General features: G+C 67.2%; 19 protein-coding genes and 1 pseudogene. 6 read left to right on the top strand and 14 right to left on the bottom strand.

The features are described from left to right. Window positions 1-31: 31 nt before the first annotated feature. The 3 genes and pseudogenes from G7Y85_RS06190 to G7Y85_RS06180 all read right to left on the bottom strand — a co-directional run bounded on the left by G7Y85_RS06190 (window position 32) and on the right by G7Y85_RS06180 (window position 5,101). A pseudogene (locus tag G7Y85_RS06190) lies at window positions 32-1,683 on the bottom strand (FAD-dependent oxidoreductase). 23 nt (window positions 1,684-1,706) lie between these two features. Further along, entirely contained in the window at window positions 1,707-3,899 is a 2,193-nt protein-coding gene (locus G7Y85_RS06185; protein ID WP_166253553.1) for a molybdopterin-containing oxidoreductase family protein, read from the bottom strand. A gap of 104 nt (window positions 3,900-4,003) precedes the next feature. Then, window positions 4,004-5,101 (bottom strand): NAD(P)-dependent alcohol dehydrogenase, encoded by a 1,098-nt coding sequence (locus G7Y85_RS06180; RefSeq protein WP_166253550.1) that lies wholly within the window; start codon window positions 5,099-5,101, stop codon window positions 4,004-4,006. A 207-nt stretch (window positions 5,102-5,308) separates the two neighbouring features. Between G7Y85_RS06180 and G7Y85_RS06175 the strand changes: the two genes are divergently transcribed. Both G7Y85_RS06175 and G7Y85_RS06170 read left to right on the top strand, forming a co-directional pair. Beyond that, window positions 5,309-5,953 (top strand): glutathione S-transferase family protein, encoded by a 645-nt coding sequence (locus G7Y85_RS06175; protein ID WP_166253547.1) that lies wholly within the window; start codon window positions 5,309-5,311, stop codon window positions 5,951-5,953. 121 nt (window positions 5,954-6,074) lie between these two features. After that, window positions 6,075-6,764 (top strand): TetR/AcrR family transcriptional regulator, encoded by a 690-nt coding sequence (locus G7Y85_RS06170; protein ID WP_166253544.1) that lies wholly within the window; start codon window positions 6,075-6,077, stop codon window positions 6,762-6,764. A gap of 29 nt (window positions 6,765-6,793) precedes the next feature. Here the strand turns inward: G7Y85_RS06170 and G7Y85_RS06165 are convergent, their stop codons facing one another. Beyond that, window positions 6,794-8,020 carry a cytochrome P450 gene (locus tag G7Y85_RS06165; RefSeq protein WP_166253540.1) on the bottom strand — a complete coding sequence of 409 codons (1,227 nt, stop codon included), beginning with the start codon at window positions 8,018-8,020 and terminating at the stop codon, window positions 6,794-6,796. A 293-nt stretch (window positions 8,021-8,313) separates the two neighbouring features. Between G7Y85_RS06165 and G7Y85_RS06160 the strand changes: the two genes are divergently transcribed. Genes G7Y85_RS06160 through G7Y85_RS06145 form a run of 4 tightly spaced genes read left to right on the top strand, consistent with a single transcriptional unit; the run spans window position 8,314 to window position 13,895 of the window. Next, complete coding sequence (locus G7Y85_RS06160; protein WP_166253537.1) at window positions 8,314-9,960, top strand: GMC family oxidoreductase; 1,647 nt, start codon at window positions 8,314-8,316, stop codon at window positions 9,958-9,960. Window positions 9,961-9,982: 22 nt separating this feature from the next. Beyond that, the gene (locus tag G7Y85_RS06155; RefSeq protein ID WP_166253532.1) at window positions 9,983-11,500 is read left to right on the top strand and encodes a class I adenylate-forming enzyme family protein; all 1,518 of its coding nucleotides are present in this window, start codon (window positions 9,983-9,985) and stop codon (window positions 11,498-11,500) included. Window positions 11,501-11,515: 15 nt separating this feature from the next. Continuing rightward, a complete protein-coding gene (locus G7Y85_RS06150; RefSeq protein ID WP_166253529.1) occupies window positions 11,516-12,682 on the top strand; it encodes an aromatic ring-hydroxylating oxygenase subunit alpha in 1,167 nt (388 codons plus the stop codon). Then, complete coding sequence (locus tag G7Y85_RS06145; protein WP_166253524.1) at window positions 12,633-13,895, top strand: CaiB/BaiF CoA transferase family protein; 1,263 nt, start codon at window positions 12,633-12,635, stop codon at window positions 13,893-13,895. Before G7Y85_RS06150 ends, G7Y85_RS06145 begins: the two co-directional genes overlap by 50 nt. Before the next feature lie 24 nt (window positions 13,896-13,919). Here G7Y85_RS06145 and G7Y85_RS06140 read toward each other — a convergent pair whose 3' ends face one another. From G7Y85_RS06140 to G7Y85_RS06095, 10 genes are all read right to left on the bottom strand, one after another. Continuing rightward, the gene (locus G7Y85_RS06140) at window positions 13,920-14,972 is read right to left on the bottom strand and encodes a phosphotransferase (RefSeq protein WP_166253521.1); all 1,053 of its coding nucleotides are present in this window, start codon (window positions 14,970-14,972) and stop codon (window positions 13,920-13,922) included. 1 nt (window position 14,973) lies between these two features. After that, window positions 14,974-15,816 carry an SDR family NAD(P)-dependent oxidoreductase gene (locus tag G7Y85_RS06135; RefSeq protein ID WP_166253518.1) on the bottom strand — a complete coding sequence of 281 codons (843 nt, stop codon included), beginning with the start codon at window positions 15,814-15,816 and terminating at the stop codon, window positions 14,974-14,976. After that, window positions 15,813-16,598 carry an enoyl-CoA hydratase-related protein gene (locus G7Y85_RS06130; RefSeq protein WP_166253515.1) on the bottom strand — a complete coding sequence of 262 codons (786 nt, stop codon included), beginning with the start codon at window positions 16,596-16,598 and terminating at the stop codon, window positions 15,813-15,815. Before G7Y85_RS06130 ends, G7Y85_RS06135 begins: the two co-directional genes overlap by 4 nt. Window position 16,599: 1 nt before the next feature. Continuing rightward, a complete protein-coding gene (locus G7Y85_RS06125; protein ID WP_166253511.1) occupies window positions 16,600-18,864 on the bottom strand; it encodes a molybdopterin-containing oxidoreductase family protein in 2,265 nt (754 codons plus the stop codon). 58 nt (window positions 18,865-18,922) lie between these two features. Next, on the bottom strand, window positions 18,923-20,086 hold the full coding sequence (locus tag G7Y85_RS06120) for an aromatic ring-hydroxylating oxygenase subunit alpha (protein ID WP_166253507.1): 1,164 nt from the start codon (window positions 20,084-20,086) through the stop codon (window positions 18,923-18,925). 26 nt (window positions 20,087-20,112) lie between these two features. Next, complete coding sequence (locus tag G7Y85_RS06115; RefSeq protein WP_166253504.1) at window positions 20,113-21,621, bottom strand: class I adenylate-forming enzyme family protein; 1,509 nt, start codon at window positions 21,619-21,621, stop codon at window positions 20,113-20,115. Between the two features lie 80 nt (window positions 21,622-21,701). Beyond that, the gene (locus tag G7Y85_RS06110; protein ID WP_166253501.1) at window positions 21,702-22,601 is read right to left on the bottom strand and encodes a crotonase/enoyl-CoA hydratase family protein; all 900 of its coding nucleotides are present in this window, start codon (window positions 22,599-22,601) and stop codon (window positions 21,702-21,704) included. A 10-nt stretch (window positions 22,602-22,611) separates the two neighbouring features. Then, window positions 22,612-23,778: a thiolase C-terminal domain-containing protein gene (locus G7Y85_RS06105; RefSeq protein WP_166253498.1), complete on the bottom strand. Its 1,167-nt coding sequence runs from the start codon at window positions 23,776-23,778 to the stop codon at window positions 22,612-22,614. Next, the gene (locus G7Y85_RS06100) at window positions 23,775-24,212 is read right to left on the bottom strand and encodes a Zn-ribbon domain-containing OB-fold protein (RefSeq protein WP_166253495.1); all 438 of its coding nucleotides are present in this window, start codon (window positions 24,210-24,212) and stop codon (window positions 23,775-23,777) included. The genes G7Y85_RS06105 and G7Y85_RS06100 overlap by 4 nt, the downstream gene beginning before the upstream one ends. A 3-nt stretch (window positions 24,213-24,215) precedes the next feature. After that, the gene (locus tag G7Y85_RS06095; protein WP_166253492.1) at window positions 24,216-25,814 is read right to left on the bottom strand and encodes a GMC family oxidoreductase; all 1,599 of its coding nucleotides are present in this window, start codon (window positions 25,812-25,814) and stop codon (window positions 24,216-24,218) included. Between the last annotated feature and the right edge of the window lie 38 nt (window positions 25,815-25,852).

The raw sequence follows: 25,852 nt of genomic DNA, 5'->3' as shown, positions 1-25,852 counted from the left end.
TCGCCGACGAATGGCCGCGCCGGCCAATCCGTCACGCGGCACGACGTCTTGCCGGCGCGCGCGCCGCGGCGAGCAGATCGGTCATCTCGACCAGCTTCACGCGCGGACGACCGCAGGCCAGTCCGTTCAGCCGCTCCTGTTCGTCGATCGCCTTCCAGCCCTTGTAGTCGACGCGATCCGCGCCGCATTCGGCGAGCAGCGCATCGAGCGCATCGCGATCCGCCACGCATTCGAGCTTCCCGGCTGCGGCGTCCTGCAACAGGGCATCGACGGTTTCGCGCGAACACGGCTTGTTGCTGCCGATCACGCCGCGCGGCCCGCGCTTCAACCAGCCGGCGACATAGACGCCACGGTATTGATCGCCGCCGCGCGGATCGAACACGCGCCCGGCGCGATTCGGCACGACGCCGGTCGCCGCATCGAACGGCAAACCTGCGGGCGGGCGCCCGCGATAGCCGACGGAGCGGAACACGAGCCCGGCGTCGATCACGTGCGTCGAAGTGCCGGCCCTGGCGCGCAGCGCGCCGTCGGCGTGCGCCACGAGTTCGTTGTCGGCGACGCGAATCGCCGTGACGCGCTCGCCGCCGACGATCTCCAGCGGTGTCGCGAGAAACCGCAGGACCAGACGGCGCGCGCCGGCGCTGCCGGGACGCCGCCGGATTTCCTCGAACAGGCGCAGGCGCAGTGCAATGCCGGGGTCTGCTTCGGCCGGATGCTGAAAGGAATTGTCGTTCTCGATGACGACCTCGAATTCGTCCTGCTCGATCAGCTCGAGCAGTTCCGGCGCCGTGAACGACGCCTGCGCCGGACCGCGGCGACCGAGGATCACGACTTCGCGAATCCGGCTGCCGGCCAGCGCCTGCAGCGCGTGCTCGGCGATGTCGGTGTGTCGCAACCGCGCCGCGCCAAGCAGCAGCATGCGCGCGACATCGAGCGCGACATTGCCATTGCCGACCACGACGGCGCGTTCGTGGTCGAAGTCGTAGTGTCGCTGCGCATGATCAGGATGCCCGTTGTACCAGGCGACGAAGTCGCTGGCGGCGTGACTGCCCGGCAGATCCTCGCCGGCGATGCCCAGCGAGCGGTCGGCCGACAGGCCGCTGGCGTAGATCACGGCGTCATGGTGGTGGCACAGGTCGGCGTGCGAAATCCGCTCGCCGATTTCGACATTGCCGTGAAAGCGGAAGCGTCCGGACGCCAGCGCCAGGCGTTCGTAGAACGCGGAGACCCGACGACGCTCGGCATGATCCGGCGAGACACCGGAGCGCACGAGTCCGCCGAAGCACGGCTGGCGGTCGTACAGTTCCACCGTCGCCCGCGCGTCGCGACGCAGAAGCTCGACCGCGGCATACAGGCCGGACGGACCGGCACCGACGATGGCAACGCGCAGCGCCGCGGCCTGGTTCGGCACGCTCATGCGACCTTGCTCCGCGCCAGGGCCATTTCCGCGTTCAGCGTCTTGTAGCGCAGCAGCTTCGGTGTCAAGTCCTGCTCGCGCACGATGGCATTGATCGGACAGGCTTCCGCGCAGGCGTTGCAGTCGATGCAGATCTGCGGATCGATATACAGCATGTCGGCGGTCGCGAACCCCGCTTCGGCCGGCGCCGGGTGAATGCAAGCGACCGGACAGACGTCGACGCAGGCGGCGTCGTTGATGCAGGTGCCGAGAATCACGTAGGCCATTTTCGATGCGTCCGCCTTGTCGCTCAGTGAACCGCGGAAGTTGCCGGCGCGGCGTGTTGCGGCCGCACCGCCAGCGCCTCGACCCGTACCGGCGTCGCGTTGAGCGACGGAATCTGCGAGAACGGATCAAGCTCGCGTCGGTCGACCAGCAGATTGCGGTTGACGCCGAATGTCCGGGTCCGGCCTGCTGCCCGCGGATCGAAGATGCGGGAACCCCAGCCATGCGGAATCGCCACGACACCGGCCCGCCCACCGGCAACGATCACGACCGGCAGTTCGACGGTGCCGGTCGCCGAGCTGACGCGTGCCCATTGCCCGCTTTCGAGCCCGAGCGCGGCCGCGTCGTCCGGATGCATTTCGACCGCATTGCTGCGGTGCTGCTCGAACAATCCCGGCGTCTCGTTGAGCCAGGAATTCATCGATTCGCGGACGCGGCGGTTGACCATCAGCATCGGGAACGCGGCGCTGGTCCGGGTGCGGTGCTCGGTGAGTTCGCGCCGCAGCGCAAACAGGAACCGCGGCGGCGCGCAATGCACGGTCTTGTCGGGCGTGCGCAAGGCGCGCGCGAGATGTCCGTATTCCTTCTTGCCGTACAGCCAGCCATGCGGATGCCTGAGGATATCGTCGTACTTGAGCCGCTTGCCGCTCTTCACCAGCAGGCGTTCGATCCAGCGCGGATTGAGCGCCCAGCCCGGCTTGCCGCTGAGTCGCGCAAGCCAGCGGCTGGCGCGAATGATCTTGTTGACACCGGGCTTGCCGAACAGATTGCGGTTCAGCGCCAGCGCCAGCTCGGTGAAGAACTGCCACTCCTCCATGACGCCGTCCGGCGGCTTGACGGCCCGCCTTGCGTATTGCGCAAACGGCAGCTCGACCAGGCCGGCGAACAGCACGTGCAGGCCCTCTCGCTCGAGAAAGTGCGTGCCGGGAATCAGCCAGTGCGCATGCCGATGGCTTTCGCGCTGCACGAAGTCGATCGACACCAGCAGGTCCAGCTGCGACAGCGCCTGATCGAGCGCATCACCGTCCGGCCCGGAAGTGACCGGATTGCCGGCCGCGATCAGCATTGCCCTGATCTGGCCAGCGCCGGGTACCGTGATCTCGTCGGCCAGTTCGGCGAGCGAGTGAAAGCCGGCAACCGTCGGCTGGTCGCGCAGGCGTGTGCGGTGCTTGCCCGGCGGCGCGAATTTCGACCAGATCGCGATCAGATCGATGTAACCCGGTTCGATACGCTTGCCGCCCGGCTGGTCGAGACGATTGGTGACCGCATTGAGCACCGCCGCCAGCCATTCGGCGATGGTCCCGGTCGGCGTATGCGAAACGCCGGTGTGCGTGATGCACATGCCACGCTCGGCAGTCGCGAAACGGCGTGCGACATCGCGGATCAGCTCGACCGCGACACCGCAGCGATCGGCCAGGTCATCGAGCGGCGCCGACATCGCCATCGCCCGAATCTCGGCGACACCGGACAGCGGCACGGCGGTATCGGTGCATTCCAGCCGTTCGCTGAAGATCACGTGCAGCAAGCCCAGCAGGAAGGCCCAGTCCTGGCCCGGCAGGATCGCGACATGCGTGTCGGCACGCTCCGCCGTCGTCGAGCGACGCGGATCGACGACGATCAGCTCGGCGCCCTTGCGCTGCGCTTCGAGCACCCGGTTCCAGCCGTCCGGCACGGTTTCCATCCAGACGAACTTGCTCTGCGCGGGGTCCATGCCGATGAACAGGAAACACTTCGCATCGTCGACATCGCCGATCAGCGCCATCAGCTCGGTGCCGTACATCTGCTCCTGCACGACGTGCGTATTGTTCTGGTCGACAGAGCCGACCCAGTAGCGATTGCCGGTGCCGATCGCATCGAGCAGACCGTTCCAGAACATCGTGCCGGCGAAATTGAAGCCGAGCGGATTGCCGCTGTAGCTGCCGACGGCGTCCGCACCGTGCTGCTCGATGATCCGTTGCAGGCGCGCGGCAATGTCGGTGATCGCTTCCTCGTAGCTGGCTTCGACGTAGCGATCGCCGACCCGTTTCATCGGCCGGGTCAACCGCTGCGGATGATCGATGACCTGCGCGGCGGTCTTGCCCTTGCGGCAGAAATCGCGCCAGCTGAACGGATTCTCGCGGTCGGGCTCGATATCGACTACCCGATTGCCATCGACCACGATCTTCGTGCCGCACATGCACATGCAGTACTGGCAGTAGCTGTAGATCGTTTCGCTCACCGCAAGACCTCCTCGGGCGCCGCCTTCAGGCAGTCTGTCGCGTCACTATACCTAATGACAATAGACACGTAAAACAACGCGCCGCGGAGCCATGCGCGCGGCGCTCAGGGCGTCAGGATGGCCTTGATCAGCTCGCCGCGCTCGGCGGCCGCAACCGCCTCGTTGATGTCGGACAACGGAAAGTAACGGACCAGGCGCTCGAACGGGAATTCGCCGCATCGCCAGAGTTCGATCAGCCGCGGAATGAAGGTCTGCGGCACGCTGTCGCCCTCCATCACGCCGCGCAGGCAGCGGCCGTTGAGCAGACTCAGCATGTTGAGCCGGACCTCGGCGTCCGGGGCCGCCATGCCGAGCAGTACGCAGCTGCCGGCCGGCCGCAGCACGCGTACGGCCTGCTCCAGCACGGAGGCTTGTGCCGTGCATTCGACACTGCAATGCACGCCGCCGCCGCTCAAGGCCAGGATTTCGCGCACGACCTTTGCGGTCGACGCGTCGATGGCATCGGTCGCACCGAGTTCGCGCGCGAGGGCCAGGCGTCCGGCGTGCTGATCGACGGCGATGATGCGCGCGCAGCCGGCTATGCGCGCCGCCATCACCGCTGCCAGGCCTACCGTGCCGACACCGAATATCGCGATCGAACTGCCGCGTACCGGCTTCAGCACATTGAATATCGCGCCGGCACCGGTTTGCAGACCGCAGGCCAGCGGCCCCATCAGCTGCAGCGGCACATCGTCGGCGATCCTGACAACGCCGCTCTGCTGCACGAGCGCGTGGCTGGCGAACGAAGACTGGCCGAAGAAGCGGCCGGTCACCGCAGCCGATGCGCCACTGAACACTCCGCTGCCATCGCCGCGTCGGCCGGAGAAGTTCAGCGTCCGGCCCGATTCGCAATACGGTGGTCTGCCGTCGTCGCAGGCGGCGCAACGGCCGCAGGACGCGAAGCTGAGCACCACGTGATCGCCGGGCCGCACGCTCCTGACCGCGGTGCCGACCGCTTCGACCACGCCGGCACCTTCGTGGCCGAGCACCGCCGGCAAGGGAAACGGAACCTGCTGATCGCGGATGCTCAGGTCGGTATGGCAAAGCCCGGTGCCGGCGATGCGGACCCGCACTTCATCGTCGCGCGGCTCGTCGAGCTGCAGGGTCTCAAGCGTGAAGCGCCCGCGAGGCTCGCGGACGACGGCGGCGGTGATCGGCGTCATCGCGGCATGCCGGCCCACCGCATGGCAACGAACAGGCGCGCCTGCCGGGCCAGGCCGCTGCACGCTCGCGCCATCGTGCCCTTCATGCCATCCAGTCGCTGCATCGTGCTCGTCCGGTCGCCGATCGACTTTGTTATAACTAATAATGATAGATACAATCAAGCATCATATCGACGAGTGGCATGCGCCGGGGGAGACGGCCAGATCATGATCACGCTCTATCACTGCCAGGATGCACGTTCGCTGCGTTGCCTGTGGGCGCTGGAGGAACTGCAGTTGCCGTACGAACTCAAGGCCATGGCGTTCCCGCCGCGCGTGCACGCACCGGAGTTGCTGAGCCTGCATCCGACCGGGACCGTGCCGCTGCTGCTCGACGGCGAGCAGATCCTGTTCGAATCGGCGGCCTGCCTCGAATACCTGGCATGCCGCGACCGCAGCCGCGGACTGGCCGTGGCGAGTGATGATCCGCATTTCGGCGCCTGGCTGAACTGGCTGCATTTCGGCGAGGCTTCGTTGACCACGCCGCTCGCCACGATGATGCGCTACGCCCATTTCGAGCCGGAGCCGCGACGGCAGCCGGCCGTCGTTGCCGACCATCGGACGATCTTCCTCGATCGCCTGCAACTCGTGGAGCGTGCACTGCAGGATCGCGAATATCTGGTGGCCGACCGCTTCACGGTGGCCGACATCAGTGTCGGCTATGCCTTCGTCCTCGCACGCATGCTCAAGCTGCTGGGCGACCTGTCGCCGGCCCTGCAGGCGTACTGGGGCCGCTTGCAGCAACGGCCGGCCTATCTGGCGGCAAGAGCAGCGCAGAAGGTGGCGATGGCGAGCCTGGTACCGGCGGCCTGAGCGCCGGCGCCGTGCCACGATCGCCGGCCTCGCTTGACAGCGCTTGCCGGGAATCCAAAGCTGCGGCAGATCGCGGCGGCGCCGCCGCAATCGCGCAAATTCATCCGATCAAGGGAAGACCGTGGGCAGACCTGCAAAACCGCTGATTTCACGAGAGCGCGCCGCGCGTGCGGCTCTGGGCGCAATCGACATCCACGGTCTGGACGCGCTGAGCCTGGAACTGGTCGCGCAACGTCTGGGAGTGAAGGCCCCCTCGTTGTACTACCACTTCCGGCACAAGGCGGAGTTGATGGCGGAAGTCGCGCGCCTGATCCTGATGGACGCCAAGCTGCCCAGGGACCCCTCGCCGGACTGGAAGGAGGCAATGCTCGCGCTGAACATCGCCGTGCGCCGTTCCATCCTGCAGCATCCGAACGCGGCGCCGCTGCTGCTGCAGTTCTTCCCCAGGCATCTGCTGCTTGGCGCCTACGATCACTGGATCGGCCTGTACCCGATCCCGATGGAGCAACGCATGGTGCTGGTCGAAGGCCTGGAGAAACTGACCTTCGGCTCGGCCCTGTTCGAAGCGGCCTATCGCTCGCGCGGCATCGAACCGATGCCGCAGTTCGATCGCAGCCGCCTGCCGCAGTTGTCGGAGGCGCTGCGAGCCAATCACCTCGACGGCGAAGCCCTGTTCGTCGCAACGGTCCGCCACTATCTGGACGGTTTCACCTCCACGGTGCCGAAGGCCGTCGGCAAGGCCGGCAAAGCCGTTGCGAAAAAGGCGCCGGCAAAGAAGCCCGCCACCCGCCGGCGCGTGACCGGGCGCTGACGGCGCAGCACCGTCGACCAGCGGACCGCTCAGCCTGCCGTCTTCCAGGTCAGTGGCAGCGACTCCAGCGACATCACCATGCCGGCGCGATAGCTCGGCAGGTAGCCGTCTGCCAGCGAGAACTCGCCGATCTGCCTGATCCACTCCGCGTAGAGAATCCGCAGTTCCAGGCGTGCGAGAAAGTGGCCGAGGCACAGATGCGGGCCGGTCGAGAAGGTCAGATAGGACCGCGCCTTGCGGTCGATGTCGAACTTCTCCGGACTGTCGTTCTTCATCGCATCCCAGCCCGCCATCGGCAGCAGACACAGGACCATGTCGCCGGCGCGGAACTTGACGCCGAGCTTCTCGCAGTCGTGCGTGACCAGCCGCGGCGTGTTGACGACGCCGTACAGGCGGATCGCCTCTTCGACGAACGGCATCAAGGCATCCGGATCTTCACGCAGGCGCTTCTGCAGCGGCTTGTCGCCGGCCAGATAGCGGATCGCGAAACTCAGGGCATTGGTGACAGTGTCGAGTCCGCCGAGAAACAGCAGGAAGCACAGCGCGATGAGCTTGTCGGCCTGGATCGGTCCGCCGTTGATCTTTGCGTCGAGCAGCTGCGACAGCAGATCGACCTTCTCGCCGCCGGCTGCGGCCTGCGCACGTTTGACCTCGATCAAGCCCATCAGCTCGCCGATGATGGCCTGCGACACGGCGCCGATCTCCTGCGGCTCGCGCGCATTGAAGAAGCGGTCGGCAAGCGCCCGGAAGTCGTCGAAGCGTTCCGGCGGGAACCCCATCATGCGCATGAAGACCGTGACCGGAAACGGGGCGGCGACATCGCGCACGAAGTCGCAACTTCCCTTCGCCGCAACCTTGCCGACCACCTCGCGCGCGAAATCGCGCAGCTCGGCTTCACGCGCCGCGACCGAGCGCGGCCCGAAGAACGGCGCCACCGCCTGCCGATACCAGGTGTGCTCCGGCGGATCGAGGTTCAGCGGAATCAGCAGCGGCGCGTTCTCGACGCGCGGAATCTGCGATTCGCGCGCCGAGAAAGTCTCGAAGTCGCGCACGACTTCGGACATCAGATCGTGGCGCGTGATCAGCCAGTGACCGCCATTGGCGGGCGTGTAGAAAACCGGCGGCGCTTCGCGATGCAGGCGTGCATATGCCGCATGCAGATCACGCTTGATCTGCTCGTCGTTGTAGATATCGAAGTCGTGCACCAGTTCCGCGGGAACGTGGTCCGGAACCTTCGGCTTCAGGGTGGTCTCCATCCGGGTCTCTCTATGTTCTGGGACGGCCGCGTCTCGAGGCGGCGACCGACGGCCTTACGACATTAGGTAAATCGAAGAATAGAACAAAATCCAAAATTTGTCTCGCGTTGCTTTCGTCCATTTCACAAATCGTCAACGCAATTGCTCATGGACAATACCGGACATGCGTAAGCCGGTGGCAATCGGTTCCGGTTTTTATTTTACATCATTAGATTTATATCGCATGATTCCGCCCGCCCGAGCCGGCACCCCCGGCATGCACAGTCGGCGACCGACCGACATGGAGAGAGAACATGGACGATCGCATCCCGACGGCTGCGACCAGCACTGCCGACGCCCCGGCGGCCGACTACGTGATCGTCGGCGCCGGCAGCGCCGGTGCGCTGCTGGCCGCGCGCCTCAGCGAAGATCCGCGGACCTCCGTGATCCTGATCGAAGCAGGCGGCGAAGCGAAATCGATGCTCGTGCAGTTGCCGGTCGGCTTCGCGCGGCTGGTCGGCCATCCCGCCTACGACTGGCGTTACCTGCAGGAACCGGACCCCTCGATCAACAACCGCCGCTTTCTGTGGTCGGCCGGCAAACTGCTCGGCGGCGGCAGCTCGATCAACGGCCAGGTCTACATTCGCGGCACGCGTCAGGACTTCGATCGCTGGGAATCTGCCGGCGCGAGCGGCTGGGGCTTTGACGCCGTACTGCCCTACTTCCTCAAATCCGAGGACTGGGCGGGAAGCCCGCATCCCGCCCACGGCCGCGGCGGCCCGATGACAGTCTCGCCGATGCGCGAAGCGCACCCGCTGTGCGACAGCTTCCTGTCGGCCTGTGGCGAGGCCGGCATGCCGCGGCTCGCCGACTATCACGGCGGCAACATGGAAGGTGCCTTTCTCACTGACGCGACACAGCGCGACGGCTGGCGCTGCAGCACCGAAAAGGCGTTCCTGAGACCGGCCCGCAGTCGAGCGAATCTCACCGTGATGACGCGCACCGAAGCCCGCTCGATACGTTTCGACGGACGTCGCGCGAACGGTGTGCTGGTCGCGCGCAACGGCGAGCTGCGCACGGTGCGCGCAAATCGCGAGCTGCTGATCTGCGCCGGGACGGTCGGCAGCGCCGCACTGCTGCTGCGTTCCGGCGTCGGCCCCGGCGCCGCCCTGCAGGCAGTCGGTGTCGCCAGCCACCATCACCTGCCGGGTGTCGGCGCCAATCTCCAGGAACACGCGGGCGTCGGCCAGAACAAATTCATCAATCGTCCGAGCCTGAATTCGCAGATGCATCCGCTCGGCATGCTGAGCATGGCCGGCCAGTTCGTGTTCGGCCGCCGCGGCGCGTTCGGCGCCCCCGCAGTGCAGGCGATGGCGCTCGCACGCAGCCGTGCCGGCCTGCAGGAACCCGACGTGCAGCTGCACTTTCTGCCGCTGGCCTACGACATCGAGCCGGACACGCAATCGACGGCAAGCGCCGCGATGCCGAAGGAACCGACGGCAACCGTGCTGGCGACACTGTGCCAGCCCAGGAGTCGCGGCCGCGTCGAACTCGATGTCGACGGCAAGCCGCGCATCGTTCACCAGTTCTTTGCCGACGAACGCGACCTGCAGACCATGATCGACGGTCAGAAACTGATCGCGCGGCTGTTCCGCACGCCTTCGCTGGAAAAGCTGGTGATCGCCGACCGTCGGCCCGATCCGCTGCCGCGCAGCGACGCCGACTGGGCGGCCTACATCCGCGCAAAGGCGGCGCCGGCCTATCACCCGGTCGGAACCTGTCGCATGGGCAGCGACGAGGGTGCCGTCACCGATCCGCAACTGCGCGTGCGCGGCATCGGCGCCCTGCGCGTGATCGATGCTTCGGTGATGCCGACGATTACCAGCGGCAACACCAATGCCGCCACCTTCATGATCGCCGAGAAGGCGGCGGACCTGATCCGCGCCGACGCCGGCCACTGAAACACGAAACGGAGCCTGAGCCGTGCATCTCTCCCGCTATCTGAGATTCTGGAGCCAGCGTCGCGGCGAGGCGCCGGCGCTGCATTGCGAAGACCAGACCCTGAGCTGGGCCGACGTCGACCGTGCATCCTCGGCGCTGGCGGCGCACCTGCAGGACATCGGCGTTCGCCGGGGCGACCGGGTCGGTGTACTGCTCGGCAATTCGCTGCCCTGGTGCGTGCAGTTTCTCGCGTCGCTGCGCATGGGAGCGATCTTCGTGCCGCTCAACGTCATGTTCGGCCGCTTCGAGCTCGAACAGATCGCCGCCGACGCCGCCTGTGTCGCGGTGCTGTCGACCGCGGCGCTGATCGCCAAGCTCGGCATCGATGCCGGCGACGCAGCGGCCGACGAACTGCGCGTGTTCGACTTGCGCGCAGCGGGATCATCCACTGCCTACGAAGCGGTCATCGCCAGCGGCCAGCGTTGTGCCGACGCGCAACTCGGCGACGACGACGTGATGGCGATCTGCTACACGTCGGGCACCACCGGCGTCCCCAAGGGCGCGACCATGACGCATCGTGCCGTCGATGCGGCGATGCAGGGCCTGATCCTCAACTTCGCGCTGCGTGGCGGCGAAGAACGGATGCTGATTCTGGCGCCGCTGGCGTTCACCGGCGGCGTGATCTCCAATCTCGCACCATGGCTGGTCTGCGGCGGCACGGCCTGGGTCGAGAAGGCCGTCGACCCGATGCGCGCATACCGACTGTTGCGCGACGAACGCATCACCTTTTTCGGCGGCGTGCCGGCGCTGTGGGAGCGCATCGCGCAGGCACCGGATTTCGCGCAGGCCGATCTGTCGCAACTGCGCAGCGCCTATACCGGCGGCGCGCCGGTGCCGCGTCCGCTGCTGGAGCAGTTCCGCAGCAAGGGCGTGACGATTCGCCAGCAATACGGCTTCACCGAAGGCTGTGCCGGCGTCTCGTCGCCGAGCCTCGAGGAGGCAGTGCGTTTTCCGGCCTCCTGCGGCGAATCGCTGCCGGGCATCGAGCTGCGCATCTGCGACAGCGACGGCCGCCCGGTCGTCGACGGCGAGGTCGGCGAAGTGCTTGCGCGCGGTCCGCAACTGATGTCGGGCTACTGGAACAAGCCGGAGGAAACACGCGCCGCCTTCCACGGTGACTGGTACCGCACCGGCGATCTCGCGCGCATCGACGAGCACGGCTGCTTCACCATCGTCGATCGCAAGAAGAACATGCTGATCTCCGGCGGCGTCAACATCTACCCTGCCGAAGTCGAGCGCGCAATGGCGCAGATCCCCGGCGTCATCGAATGCGTCGTGCTCGGCCTGCCGAGCGAGCGCTGGGGTCAGGAAGTCGCGGCGATCGTGCATGCACCGACGCTCAAGGATGCGGCCATCGTCCTCGACCATGCACGCACGCTGCTCGGCACCTACAAGGCCCCCAAGCAGCTGCGCCTCAGTGACCAGCCATTGCCGAAGACCCCCTCGAACAAGATCGCGCGCACGCAGCTGGCCGAACTGTTTGCGCAGCTGGCGCCCTGAGCCCGGACCCCTGACATGAACAGCAATCTCGATATCGAGGTCGATGCCGATGTGGTCTCCCAGCTCATCGAGCATCTGCGTCGCGACACGACCGATCTCGCCGCCGACGATCTGTTCGTGCCGGTTTCGCATTTCGTCGATGCGCAGCGCGCCAGGGCCGAGATCGCGTTGATGAAGCGCCTGCCGCTGCTGGTCGCGCATTGCTCGGAGCTGCCGAGCCCCGGCGACTTCGTGACGCGCGAGATTCTCGGCCTGCCGCTGATCATCTCGCGACAGAGCGACGGCGGCGTGCGCGCCTATCTCAACATGTGCCGCCACCGCGGCGGCCGCGTCGAGCAGGACGCCGCCGGCAACAAGCGCGTGTTCATGTGCCGCTATCACGGCTGGTCCTACGAACGCGACGGCGGCGGCCTGCGCCATGTGCCGTACGAGACCTCGTTCGGCAGCATCGAACGCGAACAGAGCCGTCTGATCGCATTCAGATGCGAAGAACGTCACGGCCTCGTCTACGTCGATCTCGCCAACGATGCGACGCGCACACTGGCCGACTGGTTCGGTCCGCAGGTCGATGCCCAGATCGCGCCCTGGCGGCTGCAGGATTCGCGGATCGTCATCGACAAGTCGTTCACGATGGACATCAACTGGAAGCTGGTGATGGACGGCGCGATCGACATCATCCACCCCCGCTTCCTCCATCAGAACGGCGTCGGCAAGCTGATCGAAACCAACGTCGGCGTGTTCCGCGAGTACGGCCGCCACGGCAAGCACTTCGGCGCGCGCACCAAGCTGCGCACGATGGCCAAGGACGGCAGCGCCCTCGACGGTGGCTCCAGGTACATCGGCTCCAACCTCGTGCTGTATCCGAACTCGATGATGATCGGCGCGCCCGAGCACGTGGAGTTCTGGACGGTCTGGCCGGCGCTCGACCGTGCGACGCGCTGCACCGTGCAGATCCGCTTCCTGGTACGCAGCGACATCCTCGACGAGCAGATCGAGAAGCGCGTGCACAAGAGCTGGGAGATTCTCGAACAGGCGGCGACGCAGGAAGACTGGCCGATGGAGCGCTGGATCCAGCAGAACGCGCAGGCCTGGCCGCAGGGCAGTTTCCGCTACGGCCGCAGCGAGCTGGCCTGTGCACATCTGCATCGCCAGCTGGCGCGCGATCTCGACGGGGCGGCCTGAGGTGTCCGGCTACGACTTTCTCGCCGGCATCCGCGTCGTCGAACTGGCACAGCTCGGTCCGTCCAGCCTCGGCGGTTATCTCGCCGACATGGGCGCCGAAGTCGTCAAGATCGAAGGCCATGACGGCGAGCCGCTGCGCCATAGCAGTTCGCCGGCCGTTGGCGCGCCAGACGGGCCCAGCTTTCTGCATCTGCGCTGGAATCGCGGCAAGAAGAGCATCGGCCTCGATCTGAAGACCGACGACGGCCGCACCCTGTTTCGCCGCCTGGCGGCACAGGCCGATGTCGTCATCGAGGGCATGCGCGCCGGCGTGCTGCAGCGCCTCGGCCTCGGCTATGACGCACTGCGCGCCGACAATCCGCGGCTCGTGTTCTGCTCGCTGTCCGGCCTCGGCCTGACGGGGCCATACCACAGCCTGGGCTCGCACGGGCCGTCGTTCGATGCGTTCGGCGCGCTGTCGTCGCTCAATCCGTACGCACTCGAAGCGCGCGAGCGCGAAGGCCGCAATCCGGTCGGCATGCATGCAATGGGCCTGTATGCCGCAGTCGGCGTGCTGTCGGCCGTCGTGCGTGCACAGCGCAGCGGCATCGGCGCGCAGATCGAAGTCAGCGGCGCGGAATCGGCAGCGCACTGGTTACCCGAAGGCGTCAACGTCGAACTCAATCCGGACCTGCTGCACGAGCGGCCGGGCTTTGCCAACGGCGCCGGCAAGATGGCCGGCTGGTCGCGGCTCTGTGCCTACCAGACGCAGGACGGCAGCAAGGTCTTCTTCCAGGGCCTGTCGCCGAAGTTCTGGAAACGCTTCTGCACGGCGATCGGCCGCGAAGATCTGCTGGCGCGCAACGAAGGCGATACCGCCGCGACCGACGATGCGATCCACCGCGAGCTGACAGCGATCTTCGCGACGCGTCCGCGCGCGGCGTGGATGCAGCTGTTCACCGAACACGACGTGCCGGGCGGTCCCGCCAACACGCGCGCCGAACTCGCGCGCGATCCGCACTTTGTCGCACGCGGCAATGTCTACGAAACCGAGCATCCCGGCATCGGCACCGTGCGCCTGACCGGCACGCCGGTGAAGACCTCGGGTCAGACCTTCGCGCCGGCCGCGGCACCGGCGCAGTTCCAGCACTCCGACGAAGTGCTGCGCGACTGGCTCGGCCTCGATGCGCAGGCGGCGCAGCCGTATCGCGACAGCGGCGCGCTGCTCGGCTAGCGTCGCCCGCTGGCCCAGACGGCTTCAGGCGCCGAGCGCACGCAGCGTATCGAGGTCTTCGAGCGCGGCGACGGCGCGCGCGGCGTTGCTCGTGCAGATCGCTTCCGGCTGCAGCTGCACCGGACACAGCACCCACATGTACGCCCAGATCATGTGCTGGCGATACAACAGCCAGGCCGTGTCGAACGACGGTGCGGCGCCGCCCAGCGCCTCCAGGGTGCGCAGATAGCGGTCGAGCAAGGCACGCTCGTGCTCGCGCCGCGTTTCGACGGCCAGCGCCGAGCCGAGAAATTCGGCGATATCGTGCGCCCAGCAGCCCCGCATCACGGTCTGCCAGTCCAGATAACCGGCACCGCCATCGGCATCGAAGTACAGGTTGCCGACGTGGGCGTCGCCGTGAACGAGCCCGCTGCTCGCGGCGCGCGAGATGCCGACCAAGGCCATCAGCGCCGCGCGGATGCGATCGACATCGCGCAAGGCCGGCGTGACCGCCTGCCCGCGCGGCAAAGCCAGATGCGCGGTCCAGTGCGCCGGCGTCGTCCACGCCTCGATCAGCGTCGGAAATACCTGTGTCGCTGCATCGGGCAACCATGGATGTTCCGCCAGTTCGTGTACCGAACGCGCGGCGTGCACATGCGCGAGGTTGTCGAGTACCTGCTCCGCCTCGGCGACGCTCAGCGCCTCGCGCGCATCGCCGAAGCGCGCGCCGCGTGCGACCAGATCTTCGAGCAGCAGATACGGCGGCGCGTCACCGGTGAGCGGCGGCGCATACCAGCTACGTGGACAGCCGGGCGCGATGATCGCAGCGAACTCGCGGTAGAAACCGCCTTCGGTCGCGTACAGCGAAGCGTAGTCGGCCGAGTGCGCTTCGAGACCGCCCTTGAGCCACAGCGTGGCCGGCGCGCCCGGCATCTCCTTCTCATAGCGCAGACGCAGATGCAGCTTGGTTGCGGTGCCGGGAATGGCGCGCAGCACTTCGACATCGGTGAGGTGGATGCCGGGCCAGCGCAGCGCGAGCATGCGCGTCAGCAGCTCCGGCGTGACCAGCTCGAAGCGGATCGTCATCGACTCCGACATCTCAGGAGGCCGTCTTCATGAATTCCATGCCGGCCTGCGCGACGACCGTGGTCGGATCGCAATGCGTGATCGCGGTGCCGCCGCCGTCGACCGGCAGCACGACACCGCTGATCCACTCGGCCTCGTCGCTGCACAGGAACAGCGCGGCATTGGCGATGTCGCGCGGTCGTCCGGCGCGCGGTACCGGTTGCAGCACCGCGCAGCGCTCGGCGATGAAATCCTGGAACGCATCGGCATGTTCGGCCGGCACGCCGAAGCTGCTCGCCATGATCGGCGACACCGTCACGCCCGGCGCGATCGCGTTGCTGCGGATGCCGTACGGCGCCAGCTCGAAGGTCGCCGCGCGCACGATGCCGACGATCGCGTGCTTGGCCGCCGTGTAGCCGAGATTGCTGTACCCACCGAGCAGACCGGCGGCGCTGGTGGTCGAGAGGATCGCGCCGCCGCTGTTCTGTCGACGGAATTGCCGCGCCGCGTACTTGTGGCCCGACAGCACGGAGCCGGTCAGCAGGCGCAGCATCGCATCGAACGAGGTCGCCTCGATCTCGGTGAAGCCGGCGCGATCGCCCTGGATGCCGGCGTTGTTGAACATGATGTCGAGCCGGCCGAAGGTTTCAATGGCGAACGCGACGAGTGCTTCGACATCGGCATCGACCGCGACATCGCAGGACCGGAAACGCAAGGCGCCGGCGTGGCGCGCCTCGACCTGCCGGCCGGCGGCATCGTTGATGTCGGCGATGACGACCTTCGCGCCCTCGGCGACGAAACGTTCGGCGCTCGCCAGACCGATGCCGCTGGCGCCGCCGGTGATGATCGCGACCTTGTCCTGCAGTCGGCCGTTCATCGCGCGGCGCCGCCGGCGACCTGACCCACGCGCGCCTGGAGCTGCGGATTGAACGAGGTCAGCAGCTCGTAACCGAGCGATGCCTCGAACGCCGGCATGGCCTGGCACAGCCACAGGTTCAGCGAACGCTTGGTGAACTCGATGCCGAGTGGCGGCAGTGCCGCGAGTTCGGCGGCGATCTCGAACGCCCGCGGCAAGACATCGGCAGGCGGCACGGCTTCGGACACCAGGCCGATACGCTCGGCCTCCCGACCCTTGATCCTGCGGCAGGTCAGCAGATGCAGCCTGGCCTTGGCGAGTCCGCACAACAGCGGCCAGATCAGCACCGCATGATCGCCGGCGGCGAGGCCGATGCGCGTATGGCCGTCGCACAGCACGGCGTCTTCGTTGGCGATCGAGATGTCGGCGAGCAACGCGAGCGCGAGGCCGGCCCCGGCCGCCGGCCCATTGATCGCGGAGATGATCGGCTTGCGACAGTCGAGCAGGCTGCCGACGAGCTGCAGCGTTTCGCGCGTCATCGCCAGTTTGCGCGCGTAGTCGTTGTCGTCGGATGCGATCGTCGCATAGTCGCCGCCGGCACTGAATGCGCGACCGGCACCGGTGATGATCGCGATCGTGCCTTCTTCGTCTTCGTCGAAAAGTCGCGGCAGCAGCGCAAACTCGCGATGCAGCACGTCGTCGGTCGCGTTCATGCGCTCCGGACGATTGATGGTGAACAGCACCACGCCGCCTTCGCGGCGTTCGACGATGATGCGCTCGAAGCGATAGTGCGAATCCTGCATCTCAGGCTGCCCTGTCTTGGATCTTGACGTCGGCCTGCGCCGGCCCGACGCGCTCGATCGAGACCGGCAGGCCGTCGATCAGGGACGAACCGGACACGAACTCGATCGCGTCCAGTCCGAGACCGAGCAGACGATTGATGTTGACGCCCTCGGTGCGGTTCGCCGTCTGCCAGCTGCCGCCGCGATGGCCCCAGCCGTGCGGATAGCAGACCGCACCGCGCACGACCTCGTCGGACAGCGTCACCGGCACCTGCAGGCGCGCCACCGCCGTGCTGATCCACACGGCATCCCCCTCGCCGACGCCAAGCTCGCGTGCATCCTCCGGGTGCATCGTCAATTTCGGCTTCTGCGAGCGCACGAGGCGGCCGACGTTGTGCATCCACGAATTCAGCGAGCGGATCTCGCGCACGCTGAGCAGGCGGAATTTCTCGCGCGGCGCGACGTCGGCGCCGAGCCGCGCGAACTCGCGCTCGATCACTTCATGCCAGACGTGAATGCGCCGGTCCGGCCAGGCGATGCGTTCGCGCCAGTCCTTCGACGGGTGCGGCAGATCGACCATCACGCCGTGCGGATGTGCGCGCAGACGCTTGAACGACCAGCCGTCGCGGCGCAGGCCGAAGCGGTCACCGACCGGGCCGAGGCGCAGACCGATGTCGACCAGCGTCAGCGGCCGCGGCGTCCAGCGCAGCCACTTGCCGAGGCGGCGACGCCATTTCGAGGCCGCCGGGGCGCCGAGACCCATGCGTCGCACGATCGCCAGATAGCTGTCGAACTCGTCGCGCGCCTCGCCCAGCGGCTTGATCACGGCGTCGCTGTACTGCAGGAACGGCCGGATCATGAAGCCGAAGCCGATGACCGGCGCGTCGGCGCGTTCGAGGAAGCTCGTGCCGGGCAGGATGTAGTGCGCGAGCCGATTGGTTTCGTTGACGTAGAGATCGAACGACACCATCAGCTCCAGCGCCTGCAAGGCCTCCTCCAGACGCTCGCCGCCCGGTGCGCTGAGCAGCGGATTGCCGCAGGTGACGAGCAGGGCGCGGACCTTGTCCGGTCCGTCGACGAGAATGTCGTCGGGCATCGTCGCGCTGGCGAGAAAACCGGCGACCGCCGGCACGCCGCCGATGCGCGTGCGGGCTTCGCCATAGCCGCCGACGACCGGCTTCTCGCGCGGGAATACTTCGCGGCCGAACATCGTGCCGCCTTCGCGGTCGTAGCTGCCGGTGATCGCATTGAATGCGGTCAGCAGGAAGTTCACCAGCGTCGCATACGGACCCCGGCAGATGCCGATGCGGCCGTAGATCGAGGCGCGCCGCGCGGTGACGAAGCCGCGCGCGAGCTCGCGGATCGCCTGCGCCGGCACGCCGCAGGCCACCGCACAATGCTCGACGTCGCGCCTCGATACTTCGCCGCGCAACGCCGGCCAGCCGCTGACGCTGGCCGCGAGCAGTGCCTCGTCGAGCAGGGTCTCGTCGAGCAGCACGCGTAGCAGGCCGAGCAGCAGCCAGACGTCGCCGTTCGGCTGGATCGGCAGGTGTTCGTAGCGTGCCGCCGTTTCCGAACGACGCGGATCGACGACGACCACGCGGCCACGCGCGGCGATCGCGTCGAGATCGTGAGCAATGCGCGGCGCCCACATCAGCGAGCCATTCGAAACCATCGGATTGCCGCCCATGATGAGCAGGAAATCGCAGGACGGCAGGTCCGGCATGCCGGTGGTCCACGGCGCACCATAGGCCAGATGATTGGCGAGCAGGCGCGCGCTGGTGTCCTGCGAGCTGGCGCCGTACTGGCGCGTGCTGCCCATGGCCGCCATCAATTCGAGCTGGGTGATGAAGTTCTCGCTGGCGAACGAGGTCGGGTTGCCGAGATACGAGGCGATCGCCTCCGCACCGTGTTCGCGGCGGATGCGCTTCAGCGTTGCCGCGATGTCATCGAGTGCCTGGTCCCAGCCGACCTCGACGAATTCGCCGGCGCCACCGACGCGTTTGAGCGGCTTCAGCACGCGATCCGGATCGTAGGTGATCTGCGCGGCCGACGTGCCCTTCACGCAGACATGGCCTAGCGAGTGCGGATTGTCGCGGTCGGGTGCGAGCTTGACGACGCGGCCTTCGCGCACGGTCGCGACCAGGCCGCAATGCGCCTCGCACAGGCGACAGAAGGTCGCGTGCTCGCCGTCGGCGCCGGTCGGCGGATTGGCGCCACGCCTTGTGTCGCGCCCTGGCGTTTCGAGCTGCATCGCGCGCTCCTCCTCGATCACGGTCCGCGTCACGATGGCGCGGACTTCCTTCGATCCGTCGCGGCCGGTCCATGGACGCGGCCGCCGCTGCTCAGCGCGGCGCGTCCATGTAGGCCCGGTACGCGCGATGGAACAACTGGTTCGTCACCTCGTTGCGGCCGAGGCAGACCGTGCCGGTGTGCGGCATCCGGGCCGAGGCCTGGATGCCGTTGCCGACCGGCACGTCCTCGTTGATGATCGCGTCGGTCGCGATCTTCCAGTTCTTGTCGAGGATCTCGACGCCGCGCGCATCGTGCTCGGCCTTCGGCGTCAGGTAGCGCAGGTGCACACGGCAGGCGGCGACGTTGTCCGGGTTCTGGTAGATCGTCCAGAACTCGATGTGATGCGGGTGCATCACCATCACGGCGTTCGGCACGAACAGATTGCCGATGATCGCGTAGCGGTCGAGCGGCGGCGCCTGTTCCGGCGGCTGGTCGGCCAGCTCCTGCATCTTGCGTCGCGGATTGCCCCACAGCGCGTTGTTGCCGAACACCTCGATGCCCATCATGTTCGGATAGAAGTACGGGCTGATGGTCGCGCCGTGCAGGAATTGCACGTGATAACCGTCGATCAGACCGTCCATCATCACTTTCCAGTTCTGTGGAAAGTCGAAGACGTGGTCCTTGTAGAAGAACCACTTGTCGAGCCCGTATTCACCCAGCGCCTGATCCATGCCGGCGCCGAGATGCGCCTTGACATCGATCGTGCCGGCCGGGTTCTCGACGATCCAGATGAAGCCGTGACGCTCCTCGACCGGCAGCGCGACGAGATTCCGGTCGTCATTGGGCTTCATGCCGAACGAGTCGGCGAAACCGATGCCGCGCAGCTTGCCGTCGTTGCCGTAGGTCCAGCCGTGATACGGGCACGTGAAACGGTTGCGCTGGCCGCCGGCGACGCTGACCAGACGCGAGCCGCGATGGCGGCAGACATTGAGATAGGCCCCGACACTGCCGTCGGCCCTGCGCGTGACGATGACGCTGCTGCGATTGAGCTGGACGGTGATGAACGACCCCGGCGTCGCGATCTGGCTGGCGTGCGCCGCCATCATCGGCACCTGTTCGAAGATCTGCGTGCACTCGCGCTTCGCGATTTCCGGACAACTGTAGATCGACAGCTCGTATTCGAAGATGTCGTCGAGGCGATCGGTCGTGGTCTCGGCGATGTGGCGGAACAGCTTGCGGGCCAGCCGTTCGTTGCGCTCGGGCGTGAAATACATGGCCGGTCTCCGGTCGTCTGGCATGCTCAGCGCACGCGTGGCAGGTTCGGCAGCAGCGCAGCGAAGCGCGCGCGCAGCGCCGGCTTGGCGATCTTGCCGGTCGGCAACCGCGGCAGCGGTTCTGCCTCGACGACGATGTAGCGCGGCACCTTGTAGTCGGCGAGGTTGCGGTTGCAATGGGCGACGATCTGCTCGATCTGCAGCGGCAGCGTCGAATGGATGATCGCCAGCGGTGTCTCGCCGAACTTCGCATCGGCCGCGCCGATCACCGCCACCTCGAACACGCCATCGAAGCCGGCGACCACGCGCTCGACTTCCGCGGCCGAGATGTTGAGGCCGCCGGAGATGATGATGTCCTTCATGCGGTCGACGAAACTCAGGTTGCCGTTCTCGTCGATGCGCCCGAGGTCGCCCGTGTGTAGCCAGCCGTCGATCAGCGTCTTCGCGGTCGCTTCGGGGTTGTTCCAGTATTCCTTCATGACCGACGGGCCGCGGATCAGGATCTGGCCGAGTTCGTTCGGCGGCAGGCTGCGGCCTTCGGGATCGACGACGCGCAGCTCGGTGAACATGCCGCCGCGGCCGGCCTTCTCCGGATGCTGCGCGGCATCCTGCTTGCTCATGATGCTGATCGCCCCGCCCGCTTCGGTCTGGCCGTAGATCTGACGCAACAGGCACCCCTTCTGCTGCCAGATGTCGAGCAGCGCACGCGACACCGGCGCGCCGCCGACGCTGGTGAACTTCAGCTCCGAAAGATCCGCGGCGGCAAAGCCCTCGCAGGCGGCAATGCGCTCGAAGAACAGTGGCACGCCCTGGAAGGCATTGATGCGCTCGTCCTGCAGCAGCTTGAGCGCACGCTCGGCGTCGAACCCCGACTCGAAGCGGGCGGTGGCACCGAGCACCATGAATTCCATCAACTGCACGAAACCACCGGAGGTCGACAGCGGCGGCAGCGCAAGGATGCGCGCACTGGAGCCGATGAACGGCTCCTCGATCGCGAACTCCTGCGCATAGGCCAGCATCGAGCGATGCGTGTAGACCACGCCCTTGGGCCGCGCGGTCGAACCACTGGTGGCAATGATGACAACGGCATCGTCCGGCGCCGCGTCGGCGGTGAAGGCGGGGCCGCCGCCGTCGCGCAACGCGGCGATCGGCGCCAGCGTCGCCGTGCGGCAGCCGATCGCGTTCAGGCCTTCGTGCTTGCCGGCCTGATCGGCGTCGGTCAGCACCCATCGCGGCGCGGTGTCCTCGCAGAACTCGATGGTTTCACGTGCCGACAGGCGCGGACTCAGCGGCGAAGCGATCGCGCCGGCCCGGACGCTGCCGATCAGCAGCGCACAGTGCGCCAGCGAAGTGCCGGCGATGGTGCCGACGCGGTCGCCCGGCTGCACACCGTCGTCACGCAGCCAGGCCGCGACCCGCGCGGTCCAGCGATCGAGTTCCGCGAACGTGACCGCCGTATCGGCGACACGCAGCGCGACATGGTCCGGCGTTTCGCGCGACCACCATTGCAGTGCGCTGATCAGCGTCTGAGCCATCGATCTACCACTCCCATCAGTGTTGCGAAAATGGCGCGCCGTGGCGGGCCGCCGCGAAATGTCGGAACGGGTTCATGTCGTCAGTGATACGGCGGTTCCTGCCACCACGGAAAGAAGTCCGGCATATCCGTGGAAACGCGGTCGGGATAGCAGGCCGCGCGTTTGTCGAGAAACGATTGCACGCCCTCGCGCGCGTCGGCACTGCGCGAGCGCGAAACCACGCCGCGGCTGTCGATGCGATGCGCCTCCATCGGATGCGTCATGTCGAGACCGCGCCACAGCATCTGCCGGGTCAGCGCGACCGACACCGGCGCCGAGCCTTCCGTCAGGCGGCGGGCCAGCGCACGCGCGGCCGGCAACAGCTCGTCCGGCGCGTACAGCGACTGCACGAGGCCGGCCTCATGCGCTTCGTCCGACAGGAAGGCGTTGCCGCCGTAGCACCATTCCAGTGCTTTCGGCAGGCCGACGAGTCGTGGCAGGAAATACGCCGAGGCCGATTCCGGCACGATGCCGCGACGCGCGAACGGCAACGCGAATTTGACACCGGGCACGGCGAGCCGGAAATCCATGGCGAGGGTCGCGGTCACGCCCATGCCGGCAGCGACGCCGTTGATCGCGGCGATCACCGGCTTGAGGCTGCGGAAGATGCGCAGGGTCAGCAGACCGCCGATGTCGCGCGCGCACTCGCGGCCGTAGTCGAAACTGCCGTCGGGCCGCAGCGGCGAGTCTTCACCCTGCAGCGAAAACGAGGCGAACGTATCGGCGCCACCGGACAGGTCGGCACCGGCCGAGAAAGCGCGGCCCGCGCCGGTGACGATGACGGCACGCACGGCATCGTCGGCGTCGCTGCGATCGAAGGCGTCGATGACTTCACGGGTCATCTGCGCCGTGAACGCATTGAGCTTGTCAGGCCGCCGATAGCACAGCGTGGCGATGCCGTCGCTGACGTCGTAACGAATGCACCGATACTCGCTGCTCATGCCGGTGCGCTCATGACACGACCTCGTTGCTGAAGATCGCCGAGCTGACCGTCGGCGCTCCGGGACCACCGGCGAGCAGACAGGTCTTCGCGTTCGGCACCGGGTTCGCCGATTCGCCGCGCAGCTGACGCACGGCCTCGACGGCCATGCCGATGCCGTGGATGAAGCCTTCGGCGAAATTGCCGCCTGCGGTATTGATCGGCAGCGTTCCGTCCGGCGCGATCAGATTGTCGAAACGCACGAACTCGGCGACGTTTTCGTACGTGCAGAAGCCGTGATCGATCAGCGAGGCGATGCCCTGCGCACTGAAGTTCTCGTAAAGCTGCGCGCAATCGATGTCGGCCGGCGTCAGGCCGGTCTGTGCCCACAGCCGGCGTGCGACCGACGCGAATCCGGCCGAGGCGTAGTCGTCGTCGTTTTCGAGCAGATCGCCCCAGCCTTTGCCCGCCCCCTGCGCGACACCGAGCAACTGTACGGGCTTCTTCCTGAGATCGCGTGCGCGTTCGGTCGACACCATCAGCAAGGCACCGGCACCGTCATTCTCGCGCGAGCAGTCGAACAGCCGGAACGGTTCGGCGATCCAGCGTGCGCTCCGATAGGCGTCGAGATCGAGCTCCTTGCCGTAGCTGACGGCGTTCGGATTGCGCGCGCCGTGGTAGTACGAAGCCCGCACCAGCTGCTCGGCAACCGATGGCGGCACGCGGTGATGCTCGAACATGCGTTGCGCACGCAGCGCGCAGAGCTGCGCCGGCGAGACCAGGCCGGCGCCGAGGATGTGATCATTGAGATGGTGGCGCATTACCGCACCGGACAGGCGGCCGCTGTCGTCCTGCACCAGCGTGCGGAACACGATCACCGCGCCAGCCTGACCGCTGGCGATCGCCGCCGCGGCATTGCCGAACGCCGCCGCGATGCCACCGCCGCCGCCGCCCCAGACCTGCGAGGACCAGCACAGCTCCTTCGTGCCGAGATCGGACATCAGGCGCACGGGCTCGTTCTTGTCGTCGCCATAGGCAACGAAACCGTCGACGTCGGCCGGATCGAAGCCGGCGTCCTCGCAGGCATCGACGATCGCCCGCACCAGCACACCGCGTTCCGGCAGCGGTGCCCGGGCGCGTCGGTACTGACGCAGGCCGACACCGGCCACCGACACCGACGCCTTGAAGCCGGCGCTCATGCGGCGCCCCCGTCGACCAGGTTCCAGCGCAGCGACGGAATGCGCTCGCCCCAGATCTCGGTGACGGCGATGCGGCCCCGCACGCGCGCACCGATGCGCAGCGCCGCGGCATCGCCTTCCAGCAGGCCGAGCAGGCGGCGGCCACCGGCCTGCGGCAATTCGACGATCAGCGACACATACGGCACGCCGATGCCCTCGCTGCCATCAAAGGCATGCCAGCTGCGTGTCCAGCTGAAAATCGTGCCTTCCGCCGGTACCGCGTGCCAGTGCTGCGTCCAGCTGCCGCATTCGCCACAGCGGAACACCGCCGGCCAGTGCCAGCGACCGCAGCCTTCGCAGCGCGGCAGTTCGAGCCGGTCTTCGGCAAGCGCCTGCCAGTACGGTCCGTCGGCACCGGCGGTGTGTCGGACAGCGGAGTGCTTGTCGGTACTCATCGCTCAGGCCGCCCGGCGGATGATGTCGGCGGCGCGCCAGGCCATCGCCATTGTCGGCCCGTTGGTATTGCCGGCCGGGATCTGCGGCATGATCGAAGTGTCCATCACGCGCAGGCCGTCGACGCCGCGCACGCGCAGTTCGGGATCGACGACCGAACGCTCGTCGCGTCCCATGCGGCAGCTGCCGACCGCGTGATAGCCGCAACTGCCGCCGCTGTCGTAGGCGGCGATCATCTCGTCCTCGCTGCGGCAATCCGGACCCGGGTAGGTCTCGATCTCGATCAGCTCGCGCAGCGCCGGCTGCGCCGCATAGGCGCGCGCGCTGTTCACGATGGCGATCATCAGCTCGCGGTCGTGCGCGGTCGCGTGATGGTTCGGTCGCAGCACCGGCATCGCCTGCACATCGGTCGAGTCGATGTTGATCTCGCCGCACGAAGTCGGTCGCAACGGATAGGCGACCATGTGAAAGCCGTGGAATCGCTCGGGGCGCGTGCGGCCGGATTCGGGATCGAGCGAAAACGGCGCGATCAGGAACTGCAGATCGGGCCGCACCAGCTCGGGTCGCGATTTCAGCCAGGCGCCGACCTCGTAGGTCGCCGCCGCCATGGGCCCGGACCGCGACAAGAAATACCGGCCAACCGAACGCAACAGCCGCCAGCCGCCGAAGCTCGGGTTCTGCGACACCGGTTTCCGCAGCTTCCAGGACATCAGGATCGCGCGATGCTCGATCAGGTTCTGACCAACCTCGGGAACATCGCACACCAGCGGAATACCGAGCGTCTGCAGCAGGCGAGCCGGGCCGATGCCGGAGCGCTGCAGCAGGCCGGGTGACGACAGTGCGCCTCCGGCCACGACGACCTCGCGGCGCGCCAGGTATTCGGTGATCCTGCCGTCGCGCACCACCTGCGCGGCAACGGCCCGGCACTGATCGAAGCGGATGCGCTGCACCGGCGCCTCGGTGACGATGCTCAGATTCGGTCGCGCGCGTATCGGATCGAGGAATGCCGTCGCCGCGTCCTGGCGGCGGCCATCGAAGATGTTGCGCGCCGCGTAACCGATGCCTTCGCCGCCATCCGGCGCATTCGGATCGCCGCGCCGCGACAGGCCCATCGAAACGCCGGCGGCGATCATCGCCTCGGTCAGCACGCTCTTCTCGCCCGGCATCGTGATGCGCAGCGGGCCGGCGTCACCGCGCGTCGCGTCGCCGCCGAGCTCGTGGCATTCCATCGCGCGATAGGCCGCGCCGATGTGTTGCCACGACCAGTCGGCGCTGGTCTGTTCGGCAATTTCGTCGAAGTCCGCCGGCTGGCCGCGAACGTACATCAGGCCGTTGACGGAGGTCGACCCGCCGAGCACCTTGCCCCTCGTCCACGGCTCGGACTTGCCGCCGGTACTGGCTTCCGGCGCAGTCGGGAAGGGCCAGGTGTACTTCGGGTTCTTGATCATCACGCCGAGACCTTTCGGCATCGCGATCATCGGATGCTTGTGGCTCGGCCCGGCTTCGAGCAGCGCCACGCGGACCGCCGGATCCTCGGACAGCCGATGCGCGAGCACGCAGCCCGCGGCTCCGGCCCCGACGATCACGTAATCGAAACTGTCCATGCTCTCCTCTGCGTGGATGCGATGCCCACACTTGCTGT

The sequence above is a fragment of the Solimonas terrae genome, from assembly GCF_011067135.1.
GTDB lineage: Bacteria > Pseudomonadota > Gammaproteobacteria > Nevskiales > Nevskiaceae > Solimonas > Solimonas terrae.
The sequence above is the reverse complement of the archived record's forward strand: the minus strand, read 5'-3'. Positions and strand labels throughout refer to the sequence as shown.